At 57.5% G+C, this 23,873-nt stretch carries 21 protein-coding genes; 1 reads left to right on the forward strand and 20 read right to left on the reverse strand.

Translation table 11 applies throughout. The features are described 5' to 3' along the window. Window positions 1-6: 6 nt before the first annotated feature. Window positions 7-201 (forward strand): DNA gyrase inhibitor YacG, encoded by a 195-nt coding sequence (gene yacG, locus ACR809_RS21060; protein WP_002888644.1) that lies wholly within the window; start codon window positions 7-9, stop codon window positions 199-201. Between the two features lie 52 nt (window positions 202-253). Here yacG and mutT read toward each other — a convergent pair whose 3' ends face one another. The 20 genes from mutT to cra form a co-directional block, all read right to left on the reverse strand. Next, window positions 254-646: an 8-oxo-dGTP diphosphatase MutT gene (gene mutT / locus ACR809_RS21065; protein ID WP_004145942.1), complete on the reverse strand. Its 393-nt coding sequence runs from the start codon at window positions 644-646 to the stop codon at window positions 254-256. A gap of 58 nt (window positions 647-704) precedes the next feature. Then, a complete protein-coding gene (secA, locus tag ACR809_RS21070) occupies window positions 705-3,410 on the reverse strand; it encodes a preprotein translocase subunit SecA (protein WP_002888638.1) in 2,706 nt (901 codons plus the stop codon). 62 nt (window positions 3,411-3,472) lie between these two features. Further along, window positions 3,473-3,970, reverse strand: coding sequence for a secA translation cis-regulator SecM (gene secM / locus ACR809_RS21075; protein ID WP_197718015.1), 498 nt, complete (start codon window positions 3,968-3,970; stop codon window positions 3,473-3,475). A gap of 322 nt (window positions 3,971-4,292) precedes the next feature. Then, entirely contained in the window at window positions 4,293-5,210 is a 918-nt protein-coding gene (gene lpxC, locus ACR809_RS21080; RefSeq protein ID WP_122051554.1) for a UDP-3-O-acyl-N-acetylglucosamine deacetylase, read from the reverse strand. Window positions 5,211-5,310: 100 nt separating this feature from the next. Then, window positions 5,311-6,462, reverse strand: a complete 1,152-nt coding sequence (gene ftsZ / locus ACR809_RS21085; RefSeq protein WP_002888628.1) for a cell division protein FtsZ — start codon at window positions 6,460-6,462, stop codon at window positions 5,311-5,313. A 62-nt stretch (window positions 6,463-6,524) separates the two neighbouring features. Next, window positions 6,525-7,787, reverse strand: a complete 1,263-nt coding sequence (gene ftsA, locus ACR809_RS21090; protein WP_002888625.1) for a cell division protein FtsA — start codon at window positions 7,785-7,787, stop codon at window positions 6,525-6,527. Next, on the reverse strand, window positions 7,784-8,614 hold the full coding sequence (gene ftsQ / locus ACR809_RS21095; protein ID WP_002888624.1) for a cell division protein FtsQ: 831 nt from the start codon (window positions 8,612-8,614) through the stop codon (window positions 7,784-7,786). Before ftsQ ends, ftsA begins: the two co-directional genes overlap by 4 nt. Window position 8,615: 1 nt before the next feature. Then, on the reverse strand, window positions 8,616-9,536 hold the full coding sequence (locus ACR809_RS21100) for a D-alanine--D-alanine ligase (RefSeq protein WP_076027607.1): 921 nt from the start codon (window positions 9,534-9,536) through the stop codon (window positions 8,616-8,618). Continuing rightward, window positions 9,529-11,004, reverse strand: coding sequence for a UDP-N-acetylmuramate--L-alanine ligase (gene murC, locus ACR809_RS21105; protein ID WP_004145947.1), 1,476 nt, complete (start codon window positions 11,002-11,004; stop codon window positions 9,529-9,531). Before murC ends, ACR809_RS21100 begins: the two co-directional genes overlap by 8 nt. A 47-nt stretch (window positions 11,005-11,051) precedes the next feature. Further along, the gene (gene murG / locus ACR809_RS21110) at window positions 11,052-12,122 is read right to left on the reverse strand and encodes an undecaprenyldiphospho-muramoylpentapeptide beta-N-acetylglucosaminyltransferase (RefSeq protein WP_002888566.1); all 1,071 of its coding nucleotides are present in this window, start codon (window positions 12,120-12,122) and stop codon (window positions 11,052-11,054) included. Then, window positions 12,119-13,393: a cell division protein FtsW gene (gene ftsW / locus ACR809_RS21115; protein WP_002888565.1), complete on the reverse strand. Its 1,275-nt coding sequence runs from the start codon at window positions 13,391-13,393 to the stop codon at window positions 12,119-12,121. The genes murG and ftsW overlap by 4 nt, the downstream gene beginning before the upstream one ends. After that, window positions 13,393-14,709, reverse strand: coding sequence for a UDP-N-acetylmuramoyl-L-alanine--D-glutamate ligase (gene murD, locus ACR809_RS21120; RefSeq protein WP_004151364.1), 1,317 nt, complete (start codon window positions 14,707-14,709; stop codon window positions 13,393-13,395). The genes ftsW and murD overlap by 1 nt, the downstream gene beginning before the upstream one ends. 2 nt (window positions 14,710-14,711) lie before the next feature. Further along, window positions 14,712-15,794, reverse strand: coding sequence for a phospho-N-acetylmuramoyl-pentapeptide-transferase (gene mraY / locus ACR809_RS21125; RefSeq protein ID WP_002888562.1), 1,083 nt, complete (start codon window positions 15,792-15,794; stop codon window positions 14,712-14,714). Then, window positions 15,788-17,146 (reverse strand): UDP-N-acetylmuramoyl-tripeptide--D-alanyl-D-alanine ligase, encoded by a 1,359-nt coding sequence (gene murF / locus ACR809_RS21130; RefSeq protein ID WP_004177411.1) that lies wholly within the window; start codon window positions 17,144-17,146, stop codon window positions 15,788-15,790. Before murF ends, mraY begins: the two co-directional genes overlap by 7 nt. Next, entirely contained in the window at window positions 17,143-18,630 is a 1,488-nt protein-coding gene (gene murE, locus ACR809_RS21135) for a UDP-N-acetylmuramoyl-L-alanyl-D-glutamate--2,6-diaminopimelate ligase (protein ID WP_004182923.1), read from the reverse strand. Before murE ends, murF begins: the two co-directional genes overlap by 4 nt. Continuing rightward, the gene (locus ACR809_RS21140; protein ID WP_002888559.1) at window positions 18,617-20,383 is read right to left on the reverse strand and encodes a peptidoglycan glycosyltransferase FtsI; all 1,767 of its coding nucleotides are present in this window, start codon (window positions 20,381-20,383) and stop codon (window positions 18,617-18,619) included. Before ACR809_RS21140 ends, murE begins: the two co-directional genes overlap by 14 nt. A 15-nt stretch (window positions 20,384-20,398) precedes the next feature. Then, complete coding sequence (ftsL, locus tag ACR809_RS21145; protein ID WP_002888550.1) at window positions 20,399-20,764, reverse strand: cell division protein FtsL; 366 nt, start codon at window positions 20,762-20,764, stop codon at window positions 20,399-20,401. Further along, window positions 20,761-21,702: a 16S rRNA (cytosine(1402)-N(4))-methyltransferase RsmH gene (rsmH, locus tag ACR809_RS21150; RefSeq protein WP_002888547.1), complete on the reverse strand. Its 942-nt coding sequence runs from the start codon at window positions 21,700-21,702 to the stop codon at window positions 20,761-20,763. The genes ftsL and rsmH overlap by 4 nt, the downstream gene beginning before the upstream one ends. 2 nt (window positions 21,703-21,704) lie before the next feature. Next, window positions 21,705-22,163, reverse strand: coding sequence for a division/cell wall cluster transcriptional repressor MraZ (gene mraZ, locus ACR809_RS21155; protein WP_002888541.1), 459 nt, complete (start codon window positions 22,161-22,163; stop codon window positions 21,705-21,707). A 640-nt stretch (window positions 22,164-22,803) separates the two neighbouring features. Beyond that, window positions 22,804-23,808, reverse strand: coding sequence for a catabolite repressor/activator (gene cra, locus ACR809_RS21160; protein ID WP_004145952.1), 1,005 nt, complete (start codon window positions 23,806-23,808; stop codon window positions 22,804-22,806). Window positions 23,809-23,873 lie beyond the last annotated feature (65 nt).

The following is a 23,873-nucleotide window of genomic DNA, read 5'->3' on the forward strand; positions in this document are numbered from 1 at the left end:
GATAACATGTCAGAAGAGACTATCGTCAACTGCCCGACCTGCGGCAAAACTGTGGTGTGGGGCGAGCAGAGTCCGTTTCGTCCGTTCTGTAGCAAGCGCTGCCAACTGATCGATCTGGGAGAATGGGCTGCGGAAGAGAAGCGCATCCCCAGCGCGGGGGATCTCTCCGATAGCGATGACTGGAGCGAGCAGCAACCCTGATTTGATGGCAAGCTAACCCGGCGCCTGGCGGGTTAGCCTCGCGCCCCGGGGCTCAGCCCTGGGCGATAAGTTTGCTGATAACCGGTTCATTCGCCGGAGGAAACGCCGCCGGATCCAACGTTGGTCCCGCCATCCACCGACCCGGCTGCCCTTCTTTACCCCACGGCTCGCCTTGCCAACTTTCCACGAGGAAAAACCACAGCGTAATATGGCGATCGGGGAACTGATACTCCAGCTTATCAAAGAGCGAAGAGGTGGTGACCGTAATCCCAACCTCCTCCTGCAGTTCGCGGATTAGCGCCTGCTCAGGCGTCTCATCAGATTCAATCTTCCCGCCCGGGAACTCCAGCTTATTCGCCATATGGGCATCGGCGGCGCGCTGGGTAATAAAGATTTCGCCTTGCGGATTGCGAATTATCCCGACGGCGATTTGCAGTTTTTTCATTGAATGCGCTCCATAAAAAAGGCGCAGAACTCTGCGCCTTTGTTTGTTTTATCAGACCTTAGCTCAGACGGCCGTGGCACTGTTTGTACTTTTTGCCGGAGCCGCACGGGCACGGATCGTTACGGCCCACTTTACGTTCGCCGGTTTGCGCCGCCAGATCCTGGGCTGCGGCTTCATCATCGCTCTGATGGCTGAGCTGCTGCATCTGCGCCAGGCGCTCGGCCTCTTCACGACGCTGCTGTTCCATCGCCTCGACTTCTTCCGGCATCCGCACCTGGACTTTGCTCAGGGTGCTGATCACTTCATACTTCAGTGACTCCAGCATCGCGGCAAACATTGAGAACGATTCGCGCTTGTACTCCTGCTTCGGATCTTTCTGCGCATAGCCGCGCAGGTGGATACCCTGGCGCAGGTAATCCATCGCCGCCAGGTGCTCTTTCCACAGCGAATCCAGAGTCTGCAGCATCACGCCTTTCTCGAAGTGGCGCATCATCTCGGCGCCGACCACTTCTTCTTTACGCTGGTAGGTTTCTACCGCGCTCTGCAGAATACGTTCGCGCAGGGTCTCTTCATGCAGCTCCGGCTCTTTATCCAGCCACTCTTTGATTGGCAGGTCGAGGTCGAAGTCGTTTTTCAGACGCTCCTGCAGACCTTCGATATCCCACATCTCCTCCAGCGACTGCGGCGGAATATGGGCATCGATCGTCGCCTTAAAGACGTCTTCGCGGATGCTGTTGATGGTTTCGCTGACGTCAGACACGTCCAGCAGCTCGTTACGCTGGGTGTAGATCGCCCGGCGCTGGTCGTTGGCCACATCATCATATTCCAGCAGCTGCTTACGGATATCGAAGTTACGGCTTTCCACTTTACGCTGGGCGTTGGCGATCGCCTTGGTGACCCACGGGTGCTCAATCGCCTCACCTGGTTTCATTCCCAGTTTACGCATCATGCCAGACACGCGATCGGAGGCGAAGATACGCATCAGGGCATCTTCCATTGACAGGTAGAAGCGGGAAGAACCGGCATCCCCCTGACGACCAGCACGGCCGCGCAGCTGGTTATCGATACGGCGAGATTCATGACGCTCGGTACCGATGATGTGCAGACCGCCTGCGGCCAGTACCGCATCGTGACGTACCTGCCAGTCGGCTTTGATTTTCTCAATCTGCTCTGGCGTTGGGTTTTCCAGCGCAGCGACTTCCGCCTGCCAGCTACCGCCGAGCATAATATCGGTACCACGACCCGCCATGTTGGTGGCGATGGTCACCGCGGAAGGGTAGCCCGCCTGGGCGACGATATCCGCCTCGCTGGCGTGGAATTTGGCGTTCAGGACGTTGTGCTTGATGCCGGCTTTAGTCAGTTCGCGGGAAACCACTTCAGATTTTTCGATCGAGATAGTCCCCACCAGCACCGGCTGACCGGCAGCGGTACGAGTTTTGATATCTTCGATAATTGCCTGAATTTTTTCCGCTTCGGTCATATAGACCAGATCCGCCATATCTTTACGGATCATCGGACGGTTGGTCGGTACAACCACGGTATCCAGCTTATAGATAGAGCTGAATTCAAAGGCTTCGGTATCGGCTGTACCGGTCATCCCCGCCAGCTTCTCGTACAGACGGAAGTAGTTCTGGAAGGTGATAGAGGCCAGAGTCTGGTTCTCGTTTTGGATCTCCACGCCCTCTTTGGCCTCAACGGCCTGGTGCAGACCATCGGACCAGCGGCGGCCCTGCATCGTGCGGCCAGTGTGCTCATCGACGATGATAACTTCGCCATCTTTGACAATGTAGTCAACGTCGCGGGTGAACAGCGCGTGGGCGCGCAGCGCGGCGGTAACGTGGTGCATCAGCATAATGTTGGTTGGAGAGTACAGGGACTCACCTTCATCCATAATGCCTTCCTGTACCAGCAGCTCTTCAATCAGCACCAGACCACGTTCGGTCAGGTTAACCTGACGCGCTTTTTCATCCACCGAGAAGTGGCCTTCGCCAGTGAAAGTATCCGAATCCTCTTTTTCCTGGCGGATCAGATGCGGGATGATTTTGTTTACCTTGCGGTACATTTCAGAGCTGTCTTCCGCCGGGCCGGAAATGATCAGCGGCGTACGCGCCTCATCGATCAGGATGGAGTCCACCTCATCCACCAGCGCATAGTGCAGTTTACGCTGAACGCGCTCTTCCGGGCTGAAGGCCATGTTGTCGCGCAGGTAGTCGAAGCCGTATTCGTTGTTGGTGCCATAGGTGATATCGGCAGCGTAAGCTTCACGCTTCGCCGGCGCCGGCAGGCCGGACATGTTGATGCCAACTGTCATGCCCAGGAATTCAAACAGCGGGCGGTTATTTTCGGCGTCACGCTGGGCCAGATAGTCGTTGACGGTCACTACGTGAACGCCTTTGCCGGTTAGCGCGTTGAGGTACGCCGGCAGGGTCGCGGTCAGGGTTTTACCTTCACCGGTACGCATCTCGGCGATGCAGCGATCGTTAAGCACCATACCGCCCAGCAGCTGGACGTCGAAGTGGCGCATGCCGAATACGCGCTTACTGGCTTCGCGAACGACGGCGAAAGCTTCAGGGATCAGGCTCTCCAGCGTTTCGCCTTTTTCCAGGCGCGCGCGGAATTCAGCGGTTTTCGCTTTCAGCTCGTCATCAGAGAGTTTTTCCATCGCCGGTTCCATGCCGTTGATGATATTGACGACTTTGCGCATACGACGCAGCGTACGGTCGTTACGGCTGCCGAAAACCTTGGTTAACATTTTGATAAGCATAATAAAATCTCAAACGCCCCGCGGTGCGGAGTCACAAAAAATAGGATGGTCCGTGGTTATTTTCAGCTGGGACGTTGAGGCCCTGCGCGGATCCCCGCCACCTGGCTTATCCAGGCGCTGACGCGGAAGGCAGAATATGAAGAAGGGATGTAACCCGCCTGGCGGATCACCACCGGCGGCGTGCTGTCCTGCGTCAGCAGCGCGCTGAGGGTGTCGAGCAGCGCCAGATGCTGAGCCTGCAGCGGGGAAGTTTCTTCCGCGACCGGCAGCGCCTGCGGCGCCATGGCGAAGGAGAGATGACGAATAACGGTGCGAATGGCGTGCTGATGCCAGTAGTCGACGGTAAAGCTGGGCCGGCGATTCGTCTCCAGAAGCGCCAGCTGAGAGAAATTAACCTTGCTCGGATTGTGATTGCTGGCGGTCGCCTTCGCTGGCGCCGCGGTCTCGTGACCGTTGCTTAGCGCAGGCAGGCCGAGGCTGGCCGCGACCATCCCCAACAGGAGATGCGGCCAAAAATACCGTCTGCCAAACTGTCGCCAGCGCGTCAGCAATCCACTCACGTTCATTACCTTTCTTTGCTAGACCCGTCGTCGTTCAGGCTGTCTCTTTATTGATGTTTTTCGCAGGACAACCTGATGTCCACGGGGTAAAGCAACCCTGAGAAATAATTTTGCGCTCAAATACTAACATTAATACCGGCCTGAGGCAGCATGAATGAAGGCGATTGCCCGGCGAAAACGCTTAATAAAGCAGCGAACGCACGCTAATTATTATCCAGGGATCGCAGCGAAAATAACTGGAGGGTGCTATAAAAGAAAAACGACTGGCTCCCTGGTCGGAGAGAGTACCAGGTTACCAGTCGAATTTACTGAATGGTCAGGCTTACGCCAGAACCATCGACGGTGCGCGGAACGCCATTGGCAGTTTTGCGTCGTCTTCGAAGGTCACATACTCCCAGGCTTCCTGTTTTGCCAGAACCGCCTGCAGCAGTTTGTTGTTCAACGCGTGACCCGATTTGTACGCCGTGAATGCGCCGATAATGTTGTGACCACACATAAACAGGTCACCGATCGCATCCAGCATTTTGTGGCGAACAAATTCGTCTTCAAAGCGCAGACCGTCTTCGTTCAGTACGCGATAATCGTCAACAACGATGGCACAATCGAAGCTGCCGCCCAGGCACAGGCCGCGGGACTGCAGATATTCGATATCGCGCATAAAACCGAAGGTACGCGCACGGCTAATCTGACGCATGAACGCATCGGCCGAGAAGTTCAGCGTATAGCGCTGGGTGCTGGCATCAATCGCTGGATGGTTAAAATCGATGGTGAAGTCCAGCGAAAAACCATTGTACGGTTTGAATTCAGCCCATTTGTCGCCATCTTCGACGCGAACCGTCTCTTTGATACGTACAAATTTCTTGGCGCAGTTCAGTTCATCAATGCCGGCGTCCAGCAACAGATAAACGAACGGAGCCGCACTGCCGTCCATAATCGGGATTTCCGGCGCATCGACTTCAACAATAATGTTGTCGATACCCAGGCCAGCCAATGCGGCGTTCAGGTGTTCAACCGTAGAAATCCGCACGTCATGCTCATTAACCAGGCAAGTACAGAGCATGGTATCACGCACAGATTTGGCATCAGCCGGAAAATCTACCGGTGGATTCAAGTCGGTGCGACGATAGATGACCCCGGTATTTGCCGGCGCAGGGCGTAACGTCAGTGTGACTTTCTTGCCGGTATGCAAACCGACGCCAGCCGCCTGAACGATACGTTTAAGAGTCCTTTGTTTGATCATCGTATAATCTCGCCAATTTACCTATCCAACCGAAGTGTACACCACTATCGGGAGGCCAGTTTAGCACAAAGAGCGCAGATGCCCAACTTCCAGTCGATTCTTAATCGGCTTGCTTACGCAGGAAGGCTGGGATATCCAGATAATCCGGCTCTTTCGCGGTTTGCGGCGTATTGTCGTTCACCACTTTGGCTGCCGGCTTCTGCTCTTGAGTCAGCGGCGACATACCATGCTGCTGGTAACGATCCATCACCGGCTGCTGAACCTGCTTGTTGGTTACCAGGGTGATTTCCGGGCGCTTATCCATGCCAATACCGGTCGCCACTACGGTCACGCGCAGCTCGTCGTTCATATCCGGGTCCAGAGAGGTACCGATAACCACGGTCGCATTATCCGAGGCAAAAGCACGGATGGTGTTACCCACAGTTTCGAACTCGTCCAGACGCAGGTCGAAGCCCGCAGTAATGTTGACCAGCACGCCGCGCGCGCCTGACAGGTCGATATCTTCCAGCAGCGGAGAAGAGATAGCCATTTCAGCCGCTTCTTCCGCACGGTCTTCACCGCTCGCCACCCCGGAGCCCATCATCGCGTAGCCCATTTCAGACATCACGGTACGGACGTCCGCGAAGTCGACGTTCATCAGACCCGGACGGGTGATCAGTTCGGCGATACCCTGCACCGCGCCTTTCAGGACGTCGTTTGCCGCGCCGAATGCGTCGAGCAGGGAAATTCCACGCCCCAGGACCTTCAGCAGCTTGTCGTTCGGGATGGTGATCAGTGAGTCAACGTGCTTGGACAGCTCGGTGATCCCCTGCTCAGCGAACGCCATGCGCTTCTTACCTTCAAAATTAAACGGCTTAGTGACCACCGCAACGGTGAGGATCCCCAGATCCTTCGCCACTTCCGCGACTACGGGCGCCGCGCCGGTACCGGTACCGCCGCCCATGCCTGCCGCGATGAACACCATGTCTGCGCCATCAAGGGCTGCACGCAGCGCTTCACGGTCTTCATCAGCCGCGTTACGGCCGACTTCCGGGTTCGCGCCCGCGCCCAGACCTTTGGTAATACCGCTACCGATCTGGATAGTCTGGCCAACCGCCGTCTTACGCAGCGCCTGCGCATCGGTATTTACCGCGAAGAATTCAACACCCTCAATGCGCTCGCGCACCATGTGTTCAACGGCGTTACCGCCGCCGCCACCGACGCCGATGACTTTAATCACCGCGTCGTTGGTCAGTTCCATAGGTTCAAACATAGTTTCTCTCCGTCTTGTGCCTGTCGCCTGAGAACGCTAATTGTCTGCGTTCTCTTAAAAAATTAAAACTCTTTTCGCAGCCAGCTGTTGAGTCGCTTAATCCACGAGCCCACTGAGGCCGTCACGCGTTTTTCTACTTCCGCTTCACCACTGAGATGTGACTCTTTTCCGTAGTGCAGCAGCCCCACCGCCGTTGAATAATACGGCTCCTGGGCATAGTCGGTTAAACCGGTGATGTTCAGCGGCGCGCCAATGCGCACCTGAGTATGGAACACGCGCTGCGCACAGGCCGCCAGACCTTCAATTTGCGCCGCGCCGCCGGTTAACACAATCCCCGCCGCCAGATGATGTTTAACACCCTGCTGGCGGAGCTGTTCCTGCAGCTGCAGGATCTCTTCATTGACCAGGTTAAGCAGCTCGGTATAGCGCGGTTCAATCACCTCTGCCAACGTCTGACGCTGCAGGCTACGCGGAGGACGTCCACCAACGCTCGGTACTTCGACGTTTTCGTCTTTACCGACGATGGAACCCAATGCGCATCCGTGACGAACCTTAATCGCTTCGGCATCGCTCGGCGGCGTACCGAAGGCATAGGCGATATCGCTGGTCACCACGTTACCGGCATACGGGATCACTTTGGTGTGACGCAATGCGCCGCCGGTGTAGACGGCGATATCCATTGTACCACCGCCGATATCCACAACGCAGACGCCCAGCTCACGTTCGTCTTCTGTTAATACCGAATAACTGGCCGCTAACCCGGCGAAAATAAGTTGGTCAACTTTCAGACCACAACGTTCCACTGCTTTAACAATGTTTTTTGCCATATCGTTATGGCAGGTGATCAGATGCACCTTCGCCTGCATACGCACGCCGGACAGCCCTACCGGGTTTTTAATCCCTTCCTGGTAGTCGATAGCATATTCCTGCGGAATCACGTGCAGGACACGATGTTCATCGCGAACGCGAACCGACTTCGCGGTGTGGACCACGTTCTCGACGTCGTCCTGCGTCACTTCTTCTTCCGAAATCGGTACCATCCCGATTTCATTCTGACAGCTTATATGTTTACCCGAAAGTGCCAAATAAACTGATGAAATCTGGCAATCCGCCATCAGTTCGGCCTGGTCGATGGCGCGCTGTACGCATTTCACCACCGACTCGAGGTCGTTCACACCGCCTTTATCCATACCACGCGATGGGCAACTGCCCACGCCGATGATATTGATCATGCCGTCGGGCAGAACTTCCCCTACTAAAGCGGCCACCTTGGCGGTGCCAATCTCCAGTCCAACTACCAGTTTTCTGTCCGTCGCCTTGATCATTGTTGTTCTGCCTGTGCCTGATTCTGTTGTTGATTAGTTTCCTCTGCGGGAGCAGGTACCCAGCCCACTGCCGCACCCGAGTCATAACGCAAATCAACGTAGCTAATCCGTTTGCCGTCGGTCTGCGCCTGCTGCTGAAGAACCGGGTAGAGTTCCATAAAGCGCTGAAGCCGTTTCATGGTATCGCCACGGCCAAGGTTGAGCTTGATGTCATTATTAAGCGTCAACTGCCAGGAGCGACGGGCGGTCATCGCCGCCACTTTCAACGTGAATTTATCCTTTGCCAGCACCTGCCCCATGTCACGATACCCCTGCAGCACTTCGTTCTCGCTGCCTTCGGGACCGTATAACATCGGTAAATTCTGTTTGCTGGTGCGATCCGCCGGCACGCTGAAGGCATTTCCTTCTGCATCCACCATATGTTGATCATTCCAGCGCGCAATCGGCACATATTCAACCAGATGAATCTTCAATTCATCGGGCCACTGCTTTCGGACGCTCGCCTGCTTAATCCACGGCAGACGTTCAATCTGGCTCTGGATGATGTTCACATCCTGAGTCATAAAGGTACCCGGCGAACCCAGCGCCAGGATCGCCTGACGGATGTCATCATTGCGCGTATAGTGACGCTCGCCGGTCACCACCATCTTCGACAGCGGTAAGCGCTGCGCATCTTCCATCCAGCCAAGAACCATCCACCCGCTGACCAGCACGGTAAACAGCACCGCCAGCAGGAAAACGATCCCTGCCAGCCGCGTTCCATTACTCCGACGCGAAGAAGAAGCCTCTTCTTCATGGTTCCGCGTATTCAGCGCAGCCTGCGACATATCACCCCGCCAGGTCCAGAATTCGTACAACAAGCTGGGAGAAGCTCATTCCTGCCTGACGCGCCGCCATTGGCACAAGGCTATGGCTGGTCATGCCCGGGGAAGTATTCGCTTCCAGCAGATAAAACTGGCCATCGCTGTCCAGCATCACGTCAATACGGCCCCAGCCTTTGCAACCCAGAACATTCCAGGCTTTAAGCACCAGGTTCTGAATAGCTGACTCACGCGCGGGATCTTCAAATCCTGGGCAGAAATATTGCGTCTCATCAGAGAGATACTTCGCCTCATAATCATAGAAGGTTCCCGCGGCCTGGATACGTATTGACGGTAAAATTTCTTCACCGACTATGGCGACGGTAAATTCTGGTCCACTGAGCCATTTTTCGACTAAAACTTCATCATCATGCTGAAAAGCCAACGCCAATGCACTCGCTAAATCACAACTTTTGCTGACTTTCGACATCCCGACGCTGGAGCCTTCACAGCTCGGCTTGATGATGACCGGCAGACCCAGCGCCGCAATTTGCTGTTCGACGTCAGTAGACAGCCCGGCGGCAAACTGGGCGCGGGTCAGCGCCACCCACGGCGCGACCGGTAATCCGGCGCCCTGCCACAGCCACTTGCTGCGCAGTTTATCCATTGAAATCGCCGAAGCCATCACGCCGCTGCCGGTATAAGGCAGCTGGATTAACTCCAGCAGCCCCTGCAGAGTGCCATCTTCCCCGCCGCGGCCGTGGAGGGCAATAAACGCTTTCTTAAAGCCCTGCTTTTTTAGCTGGGTAATATCAACATCGCGCGGGTCGACCGGATGGGCGTCCACCCCGCCTTCACGCAGCCCGGCCAGCACCGCCGCGCCTGAATTCAGCGACACTTCACGTTCAGCGGAGGTTCCACCGAAAAGCACCGCGATTTTATCAGCCATGGCGCTCCTCCTCCGTTTTTTGCGGGATCAGTTTGATTTCAGCCAGGTGGCGGGCGATTTTACCGATGTTACCGGCGCCCTGCACCAGTACTAAATCGTTGCCGGTCAGGACTGACGCCAGCATCTCCGCGGCCTGGGCCGAATCGGGCACCAGGATCGGATCCACTTTCCCGCGACCGCGAATGGTGCGGCACAGCGAGCGGCTGTCGGCGCCCGGGATCGGCGCTTCGCCCGCCGGATAGACGTCCAGCATCAGCAGGGCATCCACCTGGGTCAGCACGTTGGCAAAATCATCATACAGATCGCGGGTACGGGTATAACGGTGCGGCTGGAATACCATCACCAGGTTTTTATCCGGCCAGCCGGCGCGCGCTGCTTTAATGGTGGCGTCCACTTCCGTCGGGTGGTGACCGTAATCATCGATCAGCATCGCGCTGCCCGGTTTGCCGTTGACTTCGGCCAGCGGAAACTCGCCAAGAAAATCAAAGCGGCGTCCAGTTCCCTGGAAGCTCTCCAGTGCGCGCAGAATAGCCCGATCGTCAATCCCCTCTTCCGTCGCCACGGCGACGGCCGCCGCCGCGTTCAGCGCGTTATGGCGTCCCGGGGCATTGAGCGTCACCTGCAGGATCGCTTTATCCTGGCGTACCAGGCGGAAATGCCCCTGCGCCCCAACCTGACGATAGTCCTCGACGCGCACGTCGGCGTCGTCGCTAAAACCGTAGGTGGTGATCTGCCGGCCAACGCGCGGCAGCAATTCCCGGATCACCGGATCGTCCACGCACATCACCGCGCGTCCGTAGAACGGCAGGTTGTGCAGGAAGTTGATAAAGGTCTGCTTCAGATTCTCAAAGTCGCCATGGTAGGTATCCATGTGATCGGCTTCGATGTTGGTGACAATGGCCACCATCGGCTGCAGATGCAGAAACGACGCGTCGCTCTCATCCGCTTCCGCGATCAGGTAACGGCTATGGCCAAGACGGGCATGTACGCCCGCCGCTTTTACCAGTCCGCCGTTGACGAAGGTCGGGTCCAGCCCGGCCTCGGCGTAAATGCTGGATACCATCGCGGTGGTGGTGGTTTTGCCGTGGGTCCCGGCAATGGCGATCCCGTGGCGAAAGCGCATAAGTTCCGCCAGCATTTCGGCACGACGGATCACCGGGATACGCGCCTCATGCGCGGCAACGATTTCCGGGTTATCTGCCGAAATCGCGCTGGAAACGACAACCACGCTGGCATCACGCACGTTTTCCGGGCGATGGTTGAAATAAATGGTGGCGCCAAGCTGCGACAGCTGCTGGGTCACCGGATTCGGCGCCAGGTCGGAGCCGCTGATCTGGTAACCTTCGTTAGCCAACACTTCGGCAATACCGCCCATACCGGCACCGCCGATGCCGACAAAGTGAATGTGCCGAACGCGACGCATCTCGGGCACTATGGAACGCAGTTTTGCCAAATCTTGTGTATTCATTCTTTACGCCATCAACTTCTGTATTCGGGCGGTGAAAATCACCGCAATTAGCGCGCCAAAGCTACGGCGCTGACCTCTTCTGCTACCCGCTCGGTAGCGTCCGGAATCGAAGCGCCACGCGCTCGTTCCGCCATATCCAGCAAGGTTTCCCGATCCCAGCTCGCCAGGGTAGAGGCAACCGCCTCTACCGTGAACTCAGGCTGTTCAAGAATTTTCGCCGCGCCGGCTTTCTCCAGCGGCAGCGCATTCCAGTACTGCTGACGATCTTTGTGCTGGAACGGGACAAACAGCGCTGGTAAACCTGCGGCCGCGATTTCGCTAACCGTCAGCGCGCCGGAACGGCAAACCACAACATCTGCCCAGGCATACGCCGCGGCCATGTCATCAATAAATTCCGTCACTTTATGCTGCGGCTGTCCGGCGGCGGCATAGGCCTGCTGCACGGTTTGCTGGCCGCCTTTGCCGCTTTGATGCCAGATGGTCACCGTAGCGCCGAGCTTCGCCGCCACCTGCGGCATCGTCTGGTTCAGGACGCGCGCGCCCTGAGAGCCACCGACCACCAGCACGCGAATCGGCCCCTGACGGCCAACCAGACGCTGACCTGGCAGCGGCAGCGCCAGTACATCGGTGCGCACCGGGTTCCCAACGACGTCCGCATGCGGGAACGCGCCGGGAAACGCCTGCATCACTTTCTTCGCAATCTTCGCCAGCCACTTGTTAGTCAGGCCGGCAATGCCGTTTTGCTCGTGGAGGACCACCGGGATCCCCAGCGACCACGCCGCCAGACCGCCAGGCCCGGAAACATAGCCGCCCATACCCAGCACCACGTCCGGCTGGAAACGCTTCATGATCGCCCGCGCCTGACGCCAGGCGTTAAAGATACGCACCGGCGCCAGTAGCTGCGCTTTGATACCTTTGCCACGCAGGCCGGAGATGCGGATAAAATCAATTTCGATGCCGTTTTTCGGCACTAAATCCGCTTCCATACGATCGGCGGTACCCAGCCAGCGAACCTGCCAGCCCTGGTCCATTAAATGGTGCGCGACCGCCAGTCCCGGGAACACATGCCCGCCGGTACCGCCCGCCATCACCATCAACCGCTTTTCCTGACCGCTCATCGCACACCCCGTGTAAACGCCTGGGCTTTTTCCAGACGCGTTTCATAATCAATTCGCAACAACAACATAATGGCCGTCGACATAATCAACAGACTGGAACCACCATAACTGATCAGCGGCAGCGTCAGACCTTTCGTCGGCAGCATCCCCGCCGCCGCGCCGACGTTAACTAACGCCTGGAAGCTAAACCAGATACCAATCGCACAGGCGAGGAAGCCGGAAAAGCGATGATCGATCTCCAGCGCTTTACGGCCAATCGACATGGCGCGGAAAGCGACGAAGAATACCATTAAAAGCGCCAGTACCACACCGATATAACCGAGTTCTTCGCCGATAATGGCGAAGATAAAGTCAGTGTGCGCTTCCGGTAAATACTCCAGTTTTTGCACCGAGTTGCCGAGGCCCTGCCCCCACATCTCGCCGCGGCCGAAAGCCATCAGCGACTGGGTCAGCTGGTAGCCGCTGCCGAACGGGTCTTCCCACGGGTTCCAGAAGGAGGTCACGCGGCGAATACGGTATGGTTCGGCGAGGATCAGCAGGACCACCGCCGAAATACCCATGCCGATAATGGCGATGAACTGCCACAGCTTCGCGCCGGCGAGAAACAGCATCGCCAGCGTGGTGACGAACAGGACCACCACGGTACCGAGGTCAGGCTGCGCCAGCAGCAGGATGGCCAGTACGAAAATCACGCCCATCGGTTTTAAGAAGCCGCGCAGGTTGTTACGCACTTCGTCGGCTTTACGCACCAGATAGTTGGCGATGTAGCAGAACAGCGACAGCTTGGTGAACTCCGCCGGCTGAATACGCAGCGGACCAAGGGCTATCCAGCGCGATGCGCCGTTTACCGAGCTGCCTACTACCAGTACGATCAGCAGCATGACGATCGAGGCGATCAGCATCGCGGTACTGTGGCGCTGCCAGAAATCCATCGGCAGACGTAGCGTAATCATCGCCAGCGCGAAGGCCAGCACAATGTACAGGCCGTCACGCTTGGCGAAGAGGAAAGGATCGTTCGCCAGGCGCTGTCCGACCGGCATCGACGCCGAGGTCACCATAATAAAGCCGATCGCCGCCAGGCCGAAGGTCAGCCATAGCAGCATCCGGTCATACATCACCAGACTGTCGTTATCTTTCGGGCGCGAGCCCATCACCCAGCCTTTCAGCGCAGCGAATAGCCAGGCGAAAATAAACATCCCCGGCAGTCGCGGCAGTCTCAGCCGAGGCAGGCTCAGCTGCGGCATTCTCAGGCGTGGGAGAGAGAAACGCATCAACCTAACTCCTTCGCCAGACGGGCAAACATCTCGCCCCGTTGTTCAAAGTTCTTAAACTGATCCAGGCTAGCGCAGGCCGGCGACAGGAGCACCATGTCCCCCGCTTTCACCAGGGGAGCAATCTGACGCATCGCCTGTTCCATAGTCTCAGTTTGTACCGCCACCTCAGGACGCAGCTCAGCGAGCTCGGCGCCATCGCGACCAAAGCAGTACAGGCGAATACGATCGCCGCCAAGGTAGCGCTTCAGCGGGGTAAAATCAGCGGACTTGCCGTCGCCGCCCAGCAGCAGATAGAGCGTGCCGTCCAGCTGCAGGCCGTTCAGCGCCGCCTCGGTGCTGCCGACGTTGGTCGCCTTCGAGTCGTTAATCCAGCGTACGCCGTTGTGATCCAGCACCAGCTGGAAACGGTGCGCCAGACCGGTAAAGGTGGTCAGCGCCTTCAGGCTGCTGGCCCGCGGCAGACCCGCGGCATCGGCCAGCGCCAGCGCCGCCAGGGCGTTGCTGTAGTTATGCTGACCGGTGAGAGGCATCTCTTTCACATTGAGGACTTTCTCACCTTTAACGCGCAGCCAGGTTTCGCCCTGCTGGCGGTTAAGGTGGTAGTCACCGACATCGACGCCAAAGCTAATGCAGCGTTCGTCCGCCCCGCGTACCGGCATGGTGAGCGCATCGTCCGCATTCACCACGCAGGTCTTCGCATTCTCGTAAATCCGCAGCTTCGCCGCGCGATACTGCTGCAGCCCCAGCGGGTAGCGGTCCATATGGTCCTCAGTCACGTTGAGGATGGTTGCCGCCACCGCCTGCAGGCTGGAGGTGGTTTCCAGCTGGAAGCTGGAGAGCTCCAGCACATACAGCTCTCGATCGGTGTCCAGCAGCATCAGCGCCGGCAGGCCGATATTGCCGCCCACGCCGACGTTAACTCCAGCGGCTTTCGCCATCTCGCCCACCAGGGTAGTAACAGTGCTTTTGCCGTTAGAACCGGTAATGGCGATAATCGGCGCCTGCGCTTCGCGGCAGAACAGTTCGATATCGCCAACGATCTCTACGCCAGCGTCGGCCGCTGCGCTGAGCGAAGGATGGGCCAGCGCAATCCCCGGACTGGCGACAATCAGGTCCGCCGCCAGCAGCCAGGTATCATTGAGTCCGCCGACATGGCATTCGACCGATTCGGGTAATTTATCCAGCCCCGGAGGCGCGACGCGGGTGTCCATCACGCGCGGGGTTACGCCGCGCGCCATGAAAAAGTCCACGCATGACAGGCCGGTCATACCCAGCCCAATAATGACGACTTTTTTACCCTGATAATCTGCCATGATTAACGTACCTTCAGCGTCGCCAGGCCAATCAGCACCAGCATCAGCGAAATAATCCAGAAGCGCACGATAACGCGCGGCTCCGGCCAGCCTTTCAGTTCATAGTGGTGGTGGATCGGCGCCATGCGGAAGATGCGCTGACCGCGCAGCTTAAAGGAGCCGACCTGCAGAATAACCGACAGCGTTTCCACCACGAAAACCCCGCCCATGATCACCAGCAGGAACTCCTGACGCAGCAGCACGGCGATAATGCCCAACGCGCCGCCGAGCGCCAGTGAACCGACGTCGCCCATAAAGACTTGCGCCGGGTAGGTGTTGAACCACAGGAAGCCCAGCCCCGCCCCAACAATCGCCGTACAGACGATCACCAGCTCGCCGGCGTGGCGCAGATACGGGATATGCAGGTAGTTGGCGAAATTCATGTTGCCGGTGGCCCATGCCACCAGCGCAAAGCCCGCCGCGACGAAAACGGTCGGCATAATCGCCAGGCCGTCGAGGCCGTCGGTCAGGTTGACGGCGTTGCCGGTACCGACGATAACGAAGTAGGCCAGCAAGATATAGAACAGCCCCAGCTGCGGCATTACGTCTTTAAAGAACGGCACCACCAGCTCGGTTGCCGGGGTATCTTTCCCCGCCAGATACAGCGCGAAGGCCACGCCCAGGGCGATCACCGACATCCAGAAATACTTCCAGCGGGCGATCAGGCCTTTGGTATCTTTGCGCACGACTTTACGGTAATCATCAACGAAACCGATGATGCCGTAGCCGATTAATACCGTCAGTACGCACCAGACGTACGGGTTAGATGGATAGGCCCACAGCAGAACGGAAACGGTGATCGCGGTGAGGATCATGATCCCGCCCATGGTCGGAGTACCGCGTTTACTGAAATGAGACTCCGGGCCGTCGTTACGTACGACCTGGCCAAAGGCGAGTTTTTGCAGACGGGCGATCATGCGCGGGCCCATCCACAACGAGATGAACAACGCGGTCAGCAGGCTGACGATGGCGCGAAACGTCAGATAAGAAAAGACGTTAAAGCCGGAATAATATTTGACCAAGTGTTCGGCCAGCCATACTAACATGTCCCAGTCTCCTGTAATGCGCGTACTACCTCTTCCATGGCGGCACTACGTGAACCCTTCACTAAAATGGTCATTATTTTGTGCTCCGCCAGCAGCTCGCGCAGGCGAGCCACCACGGCGGCTTTATCGTTAAAATGTTCGCCCACGCCGCTGGCGCGGCTGATATCCGCGCTCAAGGCACCGACGCTGAGGACGCAATCCAGACCCGCCGCTTTCGCCGCTTCGCCGACTTCGCGATGGCAGGCCGCGCTCTCCGCGCCAAGCTCTGCCATATCGCCGACCACCATCGTGCGAAAGCCGGGCATCTCTGACAGCACCTGCACCGCCGCGGTCATCGAACCAACGTTAGCGTTATAGGAATCATCCAGCAGCAGCTGGCTCTCGGTCAGCCGGATCGGGAACAGACGTCCCGGAACGGCCTGCAGCTGCGCCAGTCCGGCTTTCACCGCCGCCAAATCGGCGCCTACCGCCATCGCCAGCGAAGTGGCGGCCAGCGCATTAGCGATGTTGTGGCGTCCCGGCAGCGGCAGCAGTACGTCAACGTTGCCGGTTGGGGTCTGCAGCGTAAATTCGGTGCCGTGGCTGGTGATCTGCACGTTGGTCGCCGTGAAATCGCTGTTCGCCGCGTTCGGCGAGAAGCGCCACACTTTGCGATCGCCAATCACCGCCTGCCAGTTCAGCCAGTCGTTATTGTCGGCATTGAGGATGGCGATGCCATTTTCCGGCAGACCGGTATAGATTTCGCCCTTCGCCTTCGCCACGCCCGCCAGCGAACCGAAACCTTCCAGGTGCGCCGCAGCAAGGTTGTTGACCAGCGCCGCTTCCGGACGCGTCAGGCTGACGGTCCAGGCGATTTCGCCCTGGTGGTTGGCGCCGAGTTCGATCACCGCGTACTGATGCTCTTTGGTCAGCCGCAGCAGCGTCATCGGGACGCCGATATCGTTGTTCAGGTTGCCGGCGGTATACAGCGTGTTGCCGCACTGGCTGAGGATCGCCGCGGTCATCTCTTTAACCGAGGTTTTACCGGACGAGCCGGTCAGGGCGACGACGCGAGTCGGCACCTGCTGACGCACCCAGGCGGCTAACTCACCGAAAGCCTGCCGGGTATCGTTCACAATCACCTGCGGGAGATCGCAGGCCAGCGGACGACTCACCAGCAGCGCGCCGGCGCCCGCCGCTTTCGCCTGTTCGGCAAAATCATGGGCGTCGAAACGCTCCCCTTTCAGCGCCACAAACAGGCAGCCCGCCGTCACTTTACGGGTATCGGTGGTCACCTCGTCGATAGCGACATCGCTACCCTGCCGTTCGCCATGGGCGATCGCGGCAAGTTGACTTAACGTAAAGCGAATCATGCTACCGCTCCCAGCAGACGCGCGACGGTCACGCGGTCGGAATAATCCAGACGGCGGTTGCCGACGATCTGGTAATCTTCATGGCCTTTACCCGCCACCAGCACCACGTCGTTCTCTTTCGCCTGCATCACGGCGTTGGTCACCGCTTCCGCGCGGCCTTCCATCACCTTCGCCTGACCTGCATCGAGCATGCCGGCCAGAATATCGTTGATAATCGCCCGCGGCTCTTCGGTGCGCGGGTTATCGTCAGTAACGACCACGATGTCGGCAAATTCTTCCGCGATAGCGCCCATCAACGGACGTTTACCTTTGTCGCGGTCGCCGCCGCAGCCGAAGACGCACCACAGCTTGCCGCTGCAGTGCAGGCGTGCCGCCTGCAGCGCTTTTTCCAGCGCGTCAGGCGTATGGGCATAATCTACCACCACGGCAGGTTTACCCGGCGCGCTGAACACTTCCATACGGCCGCACACCGGCTGTAAACGCGCTGCGGTCTTCAGCAGATCGGCCAGCGGATAGCCCAGCGCCAGCAGCGTGGCCAGCGCCAGCAGCAGGTTGCTGACGTTAAAGGCGCCCATCAGGCGGCTTTCGATTTCGCCCTTGCCCCAGCTGGAGTCAAACTGGATGGTCGCCCCGCTGTCGTGATAGTTCACCGCGGTGGCCTTTAGCCAGCGGCCGTGGCAATTCGGGTTGATATGATCTTCCATCGATACCGCCACCGCGTCCGGCAGTTTTGCCAGCCAGCGACGACCGACTTCATCGTCAGCATTGACGATGGCCTGACCGCAATGATGGGTGGAGTACAGCAGCCATTTCGCCGCTTCGTAGTGCTCCATGTCGCCATGGTAGTCGAGATGATCGCGGCTGAGATTGGTAAACACCGAGGCGGCAAACTGCAGGGCCGCTACGCGGTGCTGTACCAGACCGTGGGAGGAGACTTCCATCGCGCCGAAGGTAGCCCCCTGCCCGACCAGACTGGAGAGCACATGTTGAACGTCCACCGCGGAACCGGTGGTGTTTTCAGTTGGAACGACTTTATCCAGCAGACCGTTACCGACGGTCCCCATCACCGCGCTGGTTTCGCCGAGCAGCTTTGCCCACTGCGCCAGCAGCTGAGTGGTGGTGGTTTTCCCGTTGGTGCCGGTGACGCCCACCAGACGCAGCTGCTGCGACGGCTGATGATAAAAACGCCCGGCCAGCGCCGATAAGCGTTCGTTAAGCTGGCTCAGGTAGATAACCGGCACGCCGTGCATTTCACGGATCTCACCGTCTTTAGCTTCGCCCTGCGCTTCAGCAATAATGGCAGCCACACCTTGCGCTATCGCCTGCGGGATATAACGACGCCCGTCCGCCTGATGACCCTGTACCGCGATAAAGAGATCGCCGGAAGCAGCCACCCGGCTGTCCAGCGTCATCTCTCGCAGAATGCGCTCCGGTGCGTTTGGCACCCATGGAGCGAGTAGGTCGCGCAAATTACGATCTGCCACCTGTTCCCTCGCCTTGATTAATTACAAATTCACTTTTTTCGCCCGTTGCCAGCGCATCCGGCTCGATGTTCATGGTGCGCAATACGCCGCCCATGATGGCACCGAAGACCGGCGCGGAAACGGCGCCACCGTAGTATTTACCTGCCTGCGGGTCGTTGATCACCACCACCAGCGCGAAGCGCGGATGGCTGGCGGGCGCAACGCCTGCGGTGTAAGCAATATATTTGTTGATATAGCGGCCATCCGGCCCCACTTTTTTCGCCGTACCGGTTTTAATCGCGATGCGATAGCCTTTGATCGCCGCTTTCACACCGCCGCCGCCGGGCAGCGCCACGCTTTCCATCATATGAACGACGGTACGAACGAGTGATTCCGGGAAGACGCGCTCGCCCGGAACCGGAGGATCAACCTTGGTAATCGACAACGGGCGATAGATGCCATAGCTGCCAATCGTTGCGTAGACTCGCGCTAACTGTAACGGGGTTACCATTAGCCCATAGCCGAAAGAAAAGGTGGCCCTCTCTATGTCAGACCACCGTTGTTTTTGAGGATATAAGCCACTGCGTTCTCCGACCAACCCCAAATTGGTCGCCTTTCCAAGCCCAAAACGTGAGTAAGTATCTACTAACGCTGAGGACGGCATCGCTAACGCCAGCTTAGAAACACCGACGTTACTCGACTTCTGTAGCACCCCGGTCAGGGTCAATTCGCTGTAGCGCGCCACGTCTTTGATTTCGTGGCCGTTAATTCGATAAGGCACGGTATTGAGCACGGTATTTTCGTTGACGATACCGCGCTGCAGCGCCGTCATGACCACCATCGGTTTCACCGTCGAACCCGGCTCAAACACGTCGGTAATCGCACGGTTACGCATGGTGTCTTTTGCCGTACCGGCGAAGTTGTTCGGGTTATAGGATGGGCTGTTGGCCATCGCCAGCACTTCACCGGTGTTAACATCCACTAACACGGCGCTGCCCGACTCGGCTTTGTTAAAGGCCACGGCGTTGTTCAGCTCGCGATAGACCAGCGCCTGCAGGCGTTCGTCGATACTCAGCGCCAGGTTGTGCGCTGCCTGGCTATCGGTAGAAGAGATGTCTTCAATTACCCGGCCATAGCGGTCTTTACGTACGATACGCTCGCCCGGCTGGCCGGTAAGCCATTTATCAAAGCTTTTCTCAACCCCTTCAATCCCCTGGCTATCGACGTTGGTAAAGCCGATGAGGTGAGCGGTTACTTCCCCGGAAGGGTAGTAACGACGGGATTCTTCGCGCAGATGAATGCCCGGCAGCTTCAGCTTCTTGATGTAATCGGCCATGTCAGGATTAACCTGACGCGCCAGATAGATAAACCGCATCCGCGGATTGGTATTGATGCGCGTCGCCAGCTGATCCAGCGGCATATTGAGGGCATCCGCCAGCGCTTTCCAGCGCGTATCCAGGGTAACCCCACCGGCGTCATGGAGCTCTTTCGGGTCGGCCCAGATAGCCTTCACCGGCACGCTGACCGCCAGCGGACGTCCGGAGCGATCGGTTATCATCCCGCGCGCGGTGGACACTTCCTGTACGCGCAGAGAACGCATATCGCCCTGGCGCACCAGCATATCGGGGCTGATCACCTGTAGCCAGGCGACGCGACCCAGCAGAAAAGCCAGCGCCAGCAGAATACAGCCGCACAGCAACGCAAAACGCCAACTGATAAAGTTGGCCTGTTCTTCCTGACGTTTTGCTTTAGGCGTTTTTGGCGCTGCTTTCATCCGTCGCAATAATCCTTATTTCTGTACAACGATATTTTCTTGTGATGGATCGACGTGTTGCATCTGTAACTTCTCGGTCGCGATCCGCTCAACCCGACTGTGATCGCCGAGCGCGTTCTCTTCGAGGATCAGGTTGCGCCACTCAATATCCAGGGCGTCGCGCTCCAGAACCAGCTGTTCACGCTGCGCGGTCAACAGGCGCGTGTGATGCGCAGTGGTGACCACGGTAATCGCCGTAATAATGATGCAAATGAACAGGCAGAGTGGCAGTTTCCCAAACCGCAGAAGGTCGTCCCCGATCACGCCAGGCAAAGCATGGCGCTCGTTGCTTCCAATCGACCCTTTAACCTTGCTTAAGGCCTCTGTCACTCTGCCGATCATGCGTTCGTCCTCTCTGCGATACGCAGCACTGAACTACGGGCGCGTGGATTCTCTGCCACCTCTTCTTCGCCCGGCATCAACTTGCCTAGTGCTCGCAACTCACGGCCGCCCAGTTTTTTGAGCTGCGCTTCGGTCATCGGTATTCCCGCCGGAACCTGCGGACCGCGGCTTTGCTCACGCATAAAGCGCTTCACAATGCGATCTTCCAGCGAATGAAAACTAATGATCGACAGCCGCCCGCCCGGGGCCAGCACGCTGAGCGAGCTTTTTAGCGCCTGCTCTATCTCCTCCAGTTCACTGTTTACCCATATGCGCACCGCCTGGAAGGTACGGGTCGCGGGATGTTTGTGCTTATCTTTTACCGGCATCGCCGCGGCGATGACTTCCGCCAGCTCTTTGGTGCGGGTCATCGGCTGAATGCGATTACGTTCGACGATCGCGCGGGCGATACGTTTGCCGAAACGCTCTTCGCCAAAGGTTTTAATCACCCAGGCGATATCGTCTTCTTCAGCCGTCTGCAGCCATTCGGCCGCGGACTGACCGCGCGTCGGATCCATGCGCATATCCAGCGGCCCGTCACGCATAAAGGAAAAGCCGCGTTCCGCATCGTCAAGCTGCGGGGAAGAGACGCCGAGATCGAGCAGAATGCCGTCGATCTTACCGGTAAGATTGCGCTCGCCGACGTACTCAGCGAGTTGTGAAAAGGGACCATGTACGATGGAAAAGCGGGGGTCATCGATGGTTTGCGCGACGGCAATAGCCTGCGGGTCGCGATCGATAGCCAGCAAGCGTCCTTCCGCACCCAGCCGGGAGAGGATCAGGCGCGAGTGACCGCCGCGGCCAAAAGTACCATCAATATAGATACCGTCTGGACGAATATTGAGGCCGTTGACGGCTTCATCCAGAAGTACCGTAGTATGTTTATAATTTTCCATCATTTTTATAAGGACAAATCCTGCAGGCGCTCCGACAGTTCACCGGTCGCGGACTGCTCAGCGTCGATATCTTCCTTGACCCGTTGATACCAGGTCGTTTCATCCCACAGTTCAAATTTATTAAACTGCCCGACCAGCATCACTTCTTTTGTCAGCCCGGCATGCTGCCGTAACACCGGCGCAATCAGCAAGCGGCCGGCATTATCCATCTGACATTCGCTGGCATGACCCAAAAGCAAACGCTGTACGCGCCGCTCAACGGGATTCATGCTCGATAAACGCGACAATTTCTGCTCGATGACTTCCCATTCAGGCAATGGATAAAGCAGCAGGCACGGGTGATGAATGTCAATGGTGCATACCAATTGACCGGCAGCGTCCTCGATCAGCCCTTCGCGATAGCGCGTTGGCACGGCCAGGCGGCCTTTGCTGTCGAGATTGACTAACGTTGCTCCACGGAACATGCCAGCCTCACCCCTTTTCGCCACTTTACCCCACAAATTCCCACCAGAAGGAGTTTACGGAGCGGAGGAAAAGCTTGTCAAGCCAGCACGGATGCCAACGGAGCTCAAAAACCCATTATTTACAGCCGACATTAGCCCTGATGAAAAAATCATCAACAGGCGAGGCAAATTAACGTTATGAATACGTGTAAGAAAATAACCAACAAACTCGTAACAGTTATAAACAACAGAATATCTTCGGCGGGAAAATATAAAGTGTCAGTTTGCGACGCGAGCGGCATTTTAGGCCATTATGCCGGCCGTTAACAGTACCTGTTGCTGGCAGAGGGACTGGCCAGGCGCGGGATATGACGGGGAAGAAAGCGTGGCGCGTACAAAATGAGTGTTAATTCAGCAATTAACCTGATGAATGTAACAAAATAATACAATTAAAGTCCGCGCAGTCATTTTTTGTACCCCATTTGGAGTCACAAAACGATGGTCAGTGAATAAAATAAAATAACGCGTAAAGAAGTTTAGGGATTTGTCTGAAATATATTCAGTTTTGCATTTTGCACGTCAATTGCCTGATTTATCGCCAGCGGCCTGCTTACGGTCAGGCCTGCCAGGTTTATACCTGGGCGCTGGCGATATGGCGCCCTTAGCGGCGATTCAGGCTACCGCGACGATAGAGATTACGGCGAATGCGGCTAAGACCCGGCTTCGGCTTGCGAGGTTCGTCGAGGCTGGCGAGGACGATCTCCAGCACCCGTTCAGCGACATCGCGATGACGCTGGGCCACGGCCAGTACCGGACACTGCAGAAAATCGAGCAGCTCATTATCACCGAAGGTGGCGATCGCCAGCTCGGAGGGCAGTTTACCCTCGCGACGCAAGGTCACATCCATTACGCCCTGCAGCAGCGGGAAAGAGGTGGTAAACAGCGCCTGTGGCATCGGATGGGTTTCAAGCCATTTCTCAAACAGCTGGGCCGCCGCTTCGCGCTCATAGCTGTTGGCATAGAGATAATGCACCTCACGCGGATCGTCCTGCCAGGCTTTACGGAAGCCCTGTTCGCGCAGGAAGCTCACCGACAGCTCCGGCAGCGCGCCGAGATAGAGCACCGTTTCGCCAGGAAACGTCCGCAGCTCAGCTGCGAGCATCTCGGCGTCATCCTGGTCAGCGCCAACCACGCTGGTGAAGTGCTCGCGATCGAGGGCGCGGTCGAGGGCGACAATCGGAAACGGGTCGTTAGCCCAGCGCTGATAAAATGGATGCTCCGGCGGCAGCGAAGTAGAGACAATGATAGCGTCCACCTGGCGCTGCAGCAGATGCTCGATGCAGCGCATCTCGTTATCGGGCTGATCCTCCGAGCAGGCAATCAGCAGCTGATAGCCGCGCTGACGCGCCTGACGTTCGAGATAATTTGCAATCCGGGTATAGCTGGTGTTTTCCAGATCCGGGATCACCAGACCGATAGAGCGTGTGCGTCCTGCACGCAGGCCAGCAGCGACCGCATTTGGGTGATAGTTGTGCTCTCGCACCACAGCCATCACTTTTTCGACCGTTTTATCGCTTACGCGGTACTGCTTCGCTTTGCCATTAATCACATAGCTCGCGGTGGTTCTTGAAACACCGGCCAGCCGGGCGATTTCATCCAGTTTCACAATTGCCCCTTGGGTAAGAAGTGCCAAACATAACCATTATTCAGGTATGGAATCCTTTTTATAAC

The sequence above is a fragment of the Klebsiella sp. CD33 genome (assembly GCF_051992865.1).
In the GTDB taxonomy this organism is placed as follows: domain Bacteria; phylum Pseudomonadota; class Gammaproteobacteria; order Enterobacterales; family Enterobacteriaceae; genus Klebsiella; species Klebsiella pneumoniae.